The organism is Nonomuraea sp. NPDC050691, from assembly GCF_040654455.1.
Lineage (GTDB): Bacteria > Actinomycetota > Actinomycetes > Streptosporangiales > Streptosporangiaceae > Nonomuraea.
The window spans coordinates 20,494-29,113 of the sequence record NZ_JBFAIA010000098.1 but is presented as its reverse complement, the minus strand read 5'-3'; the positions used below and the strand labels follow the sequence as shown (position 1 = coordinate 29,113).

The window sequence follows — 8,620 nt, the reverse complement described above, 5'->3', positions numbered from 1 at the left end:
CGCCCGCCGCGCCGCGCTCCGGCCGCACGATCGTCGCGGTGCCGCGGGCGTGGCTGCTGTACGGCCCGCTGTCCGGCGCGTACCTGCTGACCCCGTTCGCGCTGGCCGGCGGCGCCGTCGGGCTGGTGTTCCAGTGGGGGAACGACCTGGGCTTCGGCCGCGACGCCGCCTGGACCGCCGGCGAGTGGCTCTGGCACCACCCGTACCTGCTGCTCGGGGTCGCCGTGCTGCTCGTGCTGGCGATGCCGTTCGCGGGCGGCGTCATGTACGCGGTGTTCAACTGGGACTTCCGGCTCATGGAGCGTGACGGCTACCTCGTGGCCGAGCGGGGCCTGGTCAACCGGCGCAGCGTGTCGCTGGAGTCCCGGCGGGTGCGCGGGTACGAGATCGTCGAGGGCTTCGCGGAGCGCTGGGCCGGAGTCGTACGCGTCTGGGCGATCGTGACCGGGCTCGGCGACTCGTCCACCCGCGGCCAGCTCCTGCCGGACGTTCCGCGGCCGGTGGCCGTCCAGGTCACGGCCGACGCCGTCGGACCCTACCGGGCCGGGCTGCGCCCCCACCCGCCCATCGCCCGCAACCGGCGCCTGTTCCGCGCCGTCTTCCCGTGGGCGGCGCTCACGGTCCTGGCGGTGCTGGCGGAGGCGGCGACGGGATCGCCGCTGTGGTGGTTCCTCGCCGTGCCCGCGCTGCTGCTGGCGCTCCTGGGGGTGCCGCTGGGGATCGACCGCTACCACTCGCTGGGCCACGGTTACGACGGGGTACGGCTGGCGGTCCGCTCGGGCTCGCTCCGGCGGGCGCAGGCGGTGGTGGAACGGCGCGCGGTGGTGGGCTGGCGCATCAGGCAGACGTGGTTCCAGCGGCGGGCCGGGGTGTTCACACTGATCGCCGGGGTCGGGGCGGGGAAGGGCGGCTACGCGGCCGTGGACGTGTCCCGGGCCCAGGTGGTCGGGCTGCCGGCCGAGGTGACACCGGACTGGCTGACGCCGTTCCTGGCGGGTGCACCTCTTGAGGAGGGGCCGGCTGTGGGGGCGCGCTCTGAAGAGGGGCCGCTTGTGGGGACGCGCTCTGAGGAGGGGCCGCCCGCTGGGGCGCGTTCCGAGGAGCGGCCGGGCGCCGGGGCGGGTGAGGCGTCGCGAGGCGCGGCCGGTGGTGACAGCGAGAACCGGCCTCGGACGTCCGATGACCAGAGGGCGGGCGAGGGCGAGACTCCGGCTTCCTGACGCGTGGGCGTAGGCGGCGGTCCTGGGGACGCCGTGTCGTAGGCGTCGCCCAGGATGCCGCCCGCCCCGTCAGGGCCGGGGATGCCGCCTGCCGCGTCAGTCCTGGCGGCGGGCGCCGAACATGATCTCGTCCCAGGTGGGCACCGAGGCGCGGCGCCCCCTCGAACCCTTGCGCGCCTGCCGGGCCGCCGGCGCGGGCGGCGGCGAGGGCACCGGCACGGGAGAGCCGTCCTTCGACGGCCCACGCTTGCCGCGTTCGTTTCGGGTGTCGGGCTTGGGCTCGTCCTTCGGCCCGGCCTTGGGCTCGTCGTCCTTGGCGGCCACGTCCTTGTCCGTCTCCCCCGTGGACGCGTCGCTCGTGGACGCGTCGTCCTTGGCCGCGTCGTCTGTGGCCGTGTCCTCGCGGACGGTGTCCGCCTGAGCCGTCTCCTCCTTCTGGGGGGCGGCCTGCCGGGTGGGCGCCGGCTTCGGCTTGGGTACGGGCGGCTTCGCCTCCTCGGAGGCCGCAGGCGCCGTCTCGCCGGTCGTGGCGGCAGGCGTGTCACCGGTCGTGGCGGCGGACGCGTCACCAGTCGGGGTGGCAGGCGTGTCACCGGTCGCGGTGGTGGATGCGTCACCGGTCGGGGTGGCGGGCGTGCCGGTCACGGCCGTGTCGTCAGTGGTCGTGGCGGCGGCCTGCGGCTCCTCGGCGGTCGTGGTGGCGGGCGCGCTGGACTCCGCGGTGTCGGCGGCCGGCGTCTCGGTGGCCGGCGTCGTGTCGGCGGGCGTCGTGGTGGCAGGCTCGGCGACCGCGGCGGGCTCGGCGACAGGTGCGTCGGCCGACTCCGCGGCGGATGCGCTGCCGGGCTCGGCGGCCGGAGCCGTCGGAGGCGCGTCAGCGGTAGGAGCGGCGGGAGGCGCGTCAGTGGCCGGAGCCACGTCAGCGGTCGGGGCCGTCGGAGGAGTGCCAGACACGGCCGTGTCGTCGGTGGTCGTGGCGGTGGCCTGCGGCTCCTCGGCGGTCGTGGTGGCGGGTGCGCTGGACTCCGCGGTGTCGGCGGCCGGAGACTCGTCGACCGGCGTCGTGGTGGCGGGCGTCGCGGCGGCGGGCTCGGCGGCAGGTGCGTCGGCCGACTCCGCGACAGACTCCGCGACAGGGGCCGTGGCAGGCATGGTCGCGGGCTCCGGGACGGGCTCCGTGGCCGGTGCGCCGATGGGCTCCGTGATGGGCTCCGCGATGGGCTCCGTGGTGGGCCTGGTCGCGGGCGCCACGGCCGGGCTGCCGGGGTCGCCGGTCGCAGGTGCGCCGGTGGGCTGCGCGGCAGAGGTGCTGGAGTTCTCGGCCGCGGGTGCCTGCGTGGGCTCGGCCGCGGTGGACGCGCTGACGGCTTCCGGGGCGGGCTGGGTCGCGGACGCGGCGGCCTCACCGGTGGGCTCGGCCGCGCCTGCCTCGACGGGCCGGGGCGCGGCACTGGCGGCGGCGTCGCCTGACGGCTCGGTCGCGGGCTCCTGCCCGGCGCTCGGGGCGGCCTCGGACTGCGGGGCCCCGGGCTGGGGGGCCTCGGACGGTGCGACCGCGGACGGTACGGGTGTGGGCGGCTCCGGCTGGGCCGGAGGCTGCGGGGGCGCGGCCGGAACGTCGGCCCCCGAGGGAGCCTGTTCCGTGACAGCCTCAGTCGAGGTCTGTCCCGGAACGGCCTGCGACGGGGCGTCGGGCGTCCGGCCCGTGTCGGGCAGCTGCGGCGAGGCCGGCAGGAACGCCGGGGTCGGCTGGCTGGACGGCGTGCCGGGGAACGTGTCCGCGGGACGCTGCTGGGACGGGTGCGTGGCGGGCGCGTAGTACGCCTCGGCCTCGTGCCCGGTGCCGCGGTCGCTCGTACGACCGGCCCCGAAGTCGGGCAGCCACGCCGGGGCACCGCCACGGCGTGAGGCGTCACCCGGACGGGACTGCGCGGCGCCGCGGTCGGCCGCCGCGCCGGTGCCCGGGACACCCGTGGGCCCGTGGTCCCCGGAGTCGGCGGCGCCCGGGGAGGACGCGCCGGGGGACGGGGCCGGGGGACGGTCGAAGCCGAACTCCGCCGGCGGGCGGGAGTAGATGCCCTCAGAGCCGCGCCCAGGAGAGGGGAAGCCCACGGCGGGCTCCTCGGGCTCCTGGTCGCGCCGCCCCACCGAGGGGAACGGCACCGGGTCGGCGGAGGCCAGCGGCGGCACCGGCTGGAGCTTGGCCACCCGCGGCGTGAACGGCGTGACCGTCGTGTCCTCCACCGGAGGGCTCGGGTCGAAGTCGGCCGACGACAGCCGCAGCGCCTCGTCGCCGTGGGGGGTCACGTGACGGCGGCGCGGGTCGAAGAGCCATTCGGCGTGACGCGTGTGACCGTTCCAGACGTAGCCGAGCTTGACGCGCCAGAGGCCGTCGTCGCGCTTGGCGGAGTCCCAGTCGATCTCGTCGGTGGGCACGCCCCGGCGGGTGAGTCGCTCCGCGACCAGCTCGCCGAGCGTGGGACCGGACGAGGACTCGCCGGGCATGCGGACGGCGACGCGCTGCGCCTGCTGGGCGACGTACTCGCGCTCCTGGAGCACCGGTCCTTCGAACCAGCGGACGCGTTCGACCGGGATGCCGGCGGTCGCGGCGATCTCCTCCGCGGTCTCTCCCGCGCGGATGCGCGCCTGGATCTCCTTGGGGCGCAACGGACTCTCCACTTCGATCTCGTACTGGCCGAGACGGGAGAAGTTGCCGCGGACGGCAGCACGGAGCCGGTCGTCCACGGGAAGTGTGAAGCGGGTGCCTCGCCCGGCAGTCGCCAGCACGAGATAGGTGCCGTCCTCACTTACCGCGACGAGTCGGAGCTCCTGCATGCGAGTCCCTTCGTCAGCGTGCTCATTCTTCCCCCGGACCCTTGAGTCTCTCGCGTGTGCCGGTTGCCTGCCAGCACCGTACCCGGCATGTCCGAACATCGCCTTCCTGGGATAGCCCCGGGGCGATGTGACGCCGGTCACATTTGTCGTTTCCATCCTTTTCAGAGCCCGCCGGTCCGGAGAGTCCTCGACGGATTCTGGCGAATGGAGGCCGTTCCCGCTGTCCACTTCGGCCAAGAGGCAGGAGTGAACGGCCGGGTGGAGAGATGGAGCCCCGGATCTGGGAGGTTCCGGGAGCGGGTGGTCCGGTCGTGGGGGCGCAGGGTCCGGATGGCGGCGGCGGTCTCCTTGGGGCTCGTCGTGACGGGGACGCCGGAGCGGGCGAGCCGCCGCACGGCCGTGTCGAGCGCCGCCGCTCCCGTGGCGCGCGTCGTCGATCCCGTGGTACGCGTCCCCGAGTCCGTGGTACGCGCCCTCCATCCAGGGACACGCGTCCCCGAGTCCGTGGTACGCGTCCCCGAGCCGGGGCGCGGGTGGGCGGCGGTGACGCCGAGGACGGCCACGGCGGGCCGGCGCGCGTGCCTGCGCACCCAGTCGAGCCCGGCGATCGTGTCCGAGAGGCTGCCGGTCGCGCCGCAGCCCAGCACCCGCACCGAGGCGATCCCGGCCCGCGGCGCCACCCCGTGCTCCCGCCCCGCGACCAGGCGCGCCGCGCGCGTGCCGTGGCCGGTGCAGTCGTCCCCGGTGCCGCCCGTGGCGTCGAACGCGTGCCAGGCCCGGTCCCCGAACTCCGCCCGGCCGACGTCGAGACCGCTGTCCACCATGTACACCGTCACCCCGGCACCGCCCACGGCGACGTCCCGCGCCGCGTCCTCCGGCGTGGCGCCCGGGCCCGGGACCGGCCGGGTCGGCAGGTCCGGCTCGACGGCCCGTACCCGCGGGTCGGCACGCAGTTCGACGATCTCGGCGGCGCTCAGCCACGTGGCGAACCCCGGCAGGGCCGCCGTGTAGTACCGCCGCACCCGCCAGCGCACCTCGCCGACGAGATCTCGCGCGGCGGCCCGGTTCCGCGCGGTCACGAGGTACGGCCGGGCGTCCTCGGCCACGACGGGGCGGGCGGCCACCCCCGAGGCGGGCGTCATCGCGGGGGACGCCACCGTGGCCGCGGCCGTCGCCACGGCGGCGGCGACGTACACGGACCGGACACGGAAGAGGGAGCCACGCGTGGACGTCAGGGGGACACGCGTGTGGACGCGCTCGAAGCGCGGGCCGGATCGTCGGGGCACGAGCCCTGAGGGTGCCTGTCACCCACGTCACAGGAACAACAGGACACGCGCTCGCGTCTATTCACGAGAAAGCTCTTTACCTAACGCATGACGAGAGAGAGGACTGATCCACGGGATGGGCGGCGAGCAGCGGAGGTTCGAGCTGAGCGTGCCGCAGATCGGGGGAAGCGCCCTGGCGGCGGTGACGGCCGCGGTGGCGGCGTCCTACCTGGGGGTCGCGGGAACGGTGATAGGCGCCGCGGTGGTCAGCGTGGCCAGCACGGTCGGCACCGCCGTCTACACGCACTACCTCAAGCAGACGGGCGACAAGGTCATCGAGCGTACGGCGATCGTCCGGCGCCGTCAGGAGCAGGAGGACGAGGGGCAGGGGGCGCTCGCCATGGCCGTTCACGCCACCACTCCGGGTCACGGGCGGGGCGCCGGGGCGGAGGACGAGACCGTGGTGATGCCACCCCTCACCGCCCCCGTCGCACTCCCGTCCGCCATCGAGGCGACCGCGCCGCTGCCCGCCCAGACCGCGCCCCTGCCCGCCCAGACCGCGCCCCTTCCCGCCAAGGCCGCGCCCGTTCCCGTCCAGGCCGCGTACGACGCAGCCCCGGCCACGGCTCCGCTTCCCGCGCAGGCCCCCGGCGACACCGCGCGGCTTCCCGCGCAGGACGGTGCCGCTGCGCCCGCCGCGCCGGCGCGTGGTCCCGTGGGGCGCATGCCCGCCTGGGGAAAGGTGGCCGCGGCGGCGGGCCTGGTGTTCGGGGTGAGCATGGGGAGCATCCTGGCGTACCAGGGCATCGCTCACACGACGGTCCACGAGCAGCTCACCGGCCAGGTGCCCGCCGCCAAGCAGAAGGTGGCGCCGGCACGCGAGGACGACTCGGCCCGCGACCCCGCGCCGCGGGCCAGCGAGCCCGTCCCCACCATGGACGGGCGCACCGCCACCGCCGTACCCGCCACGCCCAGCCCGAGTCCCACGCCGACGCCGTCGCGCACCCGGGCCTCGAGCACCGCCACGGCCACGCCCACACCCGCCCCGACGGGCACGCGTACCCAGACCGGCTCGGCCCGCCCGACCGAGTCCGCCACGAGCGCGCCGCCGGAGGAGACCGCCGAGCCGGACGTCGTGGAGGAGGAGCCGCGGCCCGACACCGACGAGGTCCAGCCGCAGTAGGGGAGCGGGTCAGGCGCCGAGGACCTGGTCCAGGTAGTCGTTGGCGAACAGGCGATCGGGGTCGAGCCGGTCGCGCAGCGCCACGAAGTCCGCGAAGCGGGGATAGACGCCCTTCAGGTACGCGGCGTCCCGCGTGTGCAGCTTGCCCCAGTGCGGCCGGCCGCCCAGCCGGACCATGATCTCCTCGACGCCCTCGAAGTACGCCGGGTGCGGCGTCGGCCGGTACATGTGGCACGCGATGTACCCCGTCGCCCGCCCGTACGCGGTGGACAGCCACGCGTCGCCCGGCGGCGACACGCGCACCTCCACCGGGAAGGTGATCTTCCAGTCCATCCGCTCGACCAGGTCGCGCGTCTCGCGCAGGGCCTGGGCGAGGTGCTCACGCGGCACGGCGTACTCCATCTCCAGGAAGCGCACGTCGCGCCGGGAGGTGAAGACCCGGTAGGAGGTGTCGACCGCCTCGGAGTCGCCGAGCGCCGCCGCGCTGACGGCGTTGATGCGGGGGATGAGCGCGGGGAAGCGGGCGCCGGTGGCGCAGGCGGCGCCGAAGAGGGTGTTCTCCAGGAAGACGTTGTCCAGCCAGTGCTTGAACGCGCCGGGCGGGCTGGGCGGCCCCGGGTCGCGGTTGTTGGTCTTGACCAGGCACGCGTCGGTGTGCGGCAGCCAGAAGAAGTCGAGGTGCTCGTTGCCGGCGGTGACCTGGTCGAGCGTGTCCAGGATGCCGGTCAGGGTGGCCCGGCGGCGCCGGTTGCGCAGCAGGAACGCGGGCTCCACCCGGAACGTCACGGCGGTCAGCACGCCGAGCGCCCCGAGCCCGACCCGGGCGGCGTCGAACAGGTCGTCGCCGGGGACGGCCGTGGCCAGGGAGCCGTCGGCGAGCACCAGCTCCAGCTCGGTGACCTGGTCGGCGAGGCCGCCGCTGTCGCGGCCCGTGCCGTGGGTGCCGGTCTGGATGGCGCCGGCGACGGTCTGGTCGGTGATGTCGCCCATGTTGGCCAGGGCCAGGCCGCGTTCGTGCAGCAGCTCGTTGAGGAGCTTGAGCGGCGTCCCGGCGAGCACGGTGACGCGGTCGCCGCCGAAGGAGCGGACGCCGGTGAGCGCCGTGGGGCGGAGCAGGAGGCCGTCGGTGAGGGCCACCCCGGTGAAGGAGTGGCCCGTGCCGACCATGCGGACGCGCCGCCCGGCCGCGGCGGCGTCGCGCACCGCGCGCGCGACCTCGTCCGCCGAGGCGGGCGTGCGCACCTCGTGAGGGGTGACCGACTGGTTGCGGGCCCAGTTCGTGAAGACCATGGACGCCCCTTCGAGGCTCGTTCCGTCAAACGTGAACGATACTCAGTTCTCCCAGCCCTCAGGAAGCGGGAAGGCGTCCCCGGGCTGGAGGTTCTGCCTCTTCACGATGTCGGACACCGTGACCAGGTGGTAGCCCTTGCCCTGCAGGGTCTTGATGAGCGACGGCATGGCGTCGACGGTCTGCTTGACCCAGTCGTGCATGAGGATGATGCCGTCCTGCTGCGCCACGGCCAGCGTCTGCTTCTTGATGGCGTCGACGTTCTTGGTGTCCCAGTCGCGGGAGCCGGCCGTCCAGATGATGATCGGCATGCCGAACTCGGCGGCGACGTCGGAGACCTGGATGTCGGCCAGCCCGTACGGCGGGCGCAGCAGCTTGGGCTCGACGCCCGCGGCCTGCTTCACGGCGTCCTGCGTCTTCTGGATCTCGTTCCGGATGGCCGCCGGTTCGAGCTTGGTGAAGTCGGGATGCGTGTAGCTGTGGTTGCCGACCTCGTGGCCTTCCTTGACCATGCGCTTGACGTAGGCCGGGCGGGCCTTCACGTACTGGCCCTCAAGGAAGAACGTCGCCTTGGCGTCGTACTTCTTGAGCGTGTCGAGGAGCGTGCCGGCGTACTTGCCGGGACCGTCGTCGAAGGTCAGCGCGAGGCACTTGACCTGCTCGCAGTCCACGGGCGTCTTCTTGGCGGCCGTCTTCTTGGCGGTCACCGCCGGCTTGGGGGCCGGCGTGGGGGTGGGGGTCCGGGCCAGCGCGGGTCCCGGTGTCAGGGCGACCGTGACAACCGCGATGGCCAGGAGTGAGCTGGTTTGTCGGGACATAACGAATGCAT

General features: G+C 74.8%; 6 protein-coding genes. 2 read left to right on the top strand and 4 right to left on the bottom strand.

Going from position 1 to position 8,620, the window contains the following annotated elements; all coding sequences use genetic code 11:
- Nucleotides 1-1,220, top strand: a 1,220-nt coding sequence (locus AB0H81_RS28610; RefSeq protein WP_358380755.1) for a PH domain-containing protein, incomplete at its 5' end; no start/stop codon positions are given.
- Nucleotides 1,221-1,316: 96 nt separating this feature from the next.
- Here AB0H81_RS28610 and sepH read toward each other — a convergent pair.
- Nucleotides 1,317-4,055 (bottom strand): septation protein SepH, encoded by a 2,739-nt coding sequence (gene sepH, locus AB0H81_RS28605; protein WP_358380753.1) that lies wholly within the window; start codon nucleotides 4,053-4,055, stop codon nucleotides 1,317-1,319.
- A 161-nt stretch (nucleotides 4,056-4,216) separates the two neighbouring features.
- Complete coding sequence (locus AB0H81_RS28600) at nucleotides 4,217-5,341, bottom strand: protease inhibitor I9 family protein (RefSeq protein ID WP_358380751.1); 1,125 nt, start codon at nucleotides 5,339-5,341, stop codon at nucleotides 4,217-4,219.
- A 115-nt stretch (nucleotides 5,342-5,456) separates the two neighbouring features.
- On the opposite strand from AB0H81_RS28600, the gene AB0H81_RS28595 reads away from it, so the two are divergent.
- Nucleotides 5,457-6,503, top strand: a complete 1,047-nt coding sequence (locus AB0H81_RS28595; RefSeq protein ID WP_358380749.1) for a hypothetical protein — start codon at nucleotides 5,457-5,459, stop codon at nucleotides 6,501-6,503.
- Between the two features lie 9 nt (nucleotides 6,504-6,512).
- Here the strand turns inward: AB0H81_RS28595 and AB0H81_RS28590 are convergent, their stop codons facing one another.
- Together AB0H81_RS28590 and AB0H81_RS28585 are read right to left on the bottom strand one after the other, a co-directional pair.
- Nucleotides 6,513-7,793: a D-arabinono-1,4-lactone oxidase gene (locus AB0H81_RS28590; RefSeq protein ID WP_358380747.1), complete on the bottom strand. Its 1,281-nt coding sequence runs from the start codon at nucleotides 7,791-7,793 to the stop codon at nucleotides 6,513-6,515.
- A 42-nt stretch (nucleotides 7,794-7,835) separates the two neighbouring features.
- The gene (locus AB0H81_RS28585) at nucleotides 7,836-8,609 is read right to left on the bottom strand and encodes a polysaccharide deacetylase family protein (RefSeq protein ID WP_358380745.1); all 774 of its coding nucleotides are present in this window, start codon (nucleotides 8,607-8,609) and stop codon (nucleotides 7,836-7,838) included.
- Nucleotides 8,610-8,620: the final 11 nt, after the last annotated feature.